Here is a 1,130-nt window from a genome sequence, read left to right as displayed (position 1 = left end):
AGGATCGTGGTCGTCGGCCGGTCACCGCGGAACGTCTTGTGCGCCACCAGCTCCTCCGGCACACCCTCCGCCCGCACCTCGTCGGCGGTCCTGCCGAACGCGAGCGCCTGGGTCTGCGCGAAGAAGTTCGCCATCAGCAGATCGTGCTGCGCCCCGAGGTCACCGCCCAGCCAGGCCACCGGCTCGGCGAACCCGATGAAATCGGCCGGGATCAGCTTGGTGCCCTGATGGATCAGCTGATAGTAGGCGTGCTGCCCGTTCGTGCCCGGCGTACCCCACACGACCGGCCCCGTCTGCCACTCCACACGATGGCCCTCACGGTCCACGGACTTGCCGTTGGACTCCATGTCCAGCTGCTGCAAATACGCCGTGAACCTGGACAGATAATGACTGTAGGGCAGCACCGCATGCGACTGCGCGTCATGGAAATTGCCGTACCAGACACCCAGCAGACCCAGCAGCAACGGCGCGTTGGCCTCGGCAGGCGCGGTCCGGAAGTGTTCATCGACCAGCCGGAACCCCGCCAGCATCTCCCGGAACCGGTCCGCACCGATGGCGATCATCAACGACAGACCGATCGCCGAATCGAACGAGTAACGCCCGCCGACCCAGTCCCAGAACTCGAACATGTTGTCCGGGTCGATACCGAACGCGGCCACCTTCCCCGCATTCGTCGACAGCGCCACGAAGTGCCGCGCCACCGCCTCCTGACCCGCCTTCAACCCCGACAGCAGCCAATCACGGGCCGACGTCGCGTTCGTGACCGTCTCGATCGTGGTGAAAGTCTTCGACGCCACGATGAACAGCGTCTCCGCCGGATCCAGATCACGGACCGCCTCGTACAGATCGGCACCGTCCACGTTCGACACGAACCGGACCGTCAGATCACGGTCGGTGAAACCACGCAACGCCTCGTACGCCATCGCCGGACCCAGATCCGAGCCCCCGATGCCGATGTTCACCACATTCCTGATCCGCCTGCCCGTATGCCCGGTCCAGGCACCGGAACGCACCCCCTCGGCGAAACCCGCCATCCTGTCGAGCACCGCGTGCACAGCGGGGACCACATTCTCCCCGTCCACCTCGACCACCGCGTCACGCGGCGCACGCAACGCCGAATGCAGCACCGC

General features: G+C 65.9%; 1 protein-coding gene. It reads right to left on the bottom strand.

Features of this window, described 5'->3' with window-relative positions:
• Window positions 1-1,130 (bottom strand): glucose-6-phosphate isomerase (pgi, locus tag CTZ28_RS46290; RefSeq protein WP_121895949.1); only part of this gene is annotated, 1,130 nt, incomplete at both ends.

The organism is Streptomyces shenzhenensis, from assembly GCF_003688995.1.
GTDB lineage: Bacteria > Actinomycetota > Actinomycetes > Streptomycetales > Streptomycetaceae > Streptomyces > Streptomyces shenzhenensis_A.
This window is presented reverse-complemented; position numbering and strand designations above follow the sequence as displayed.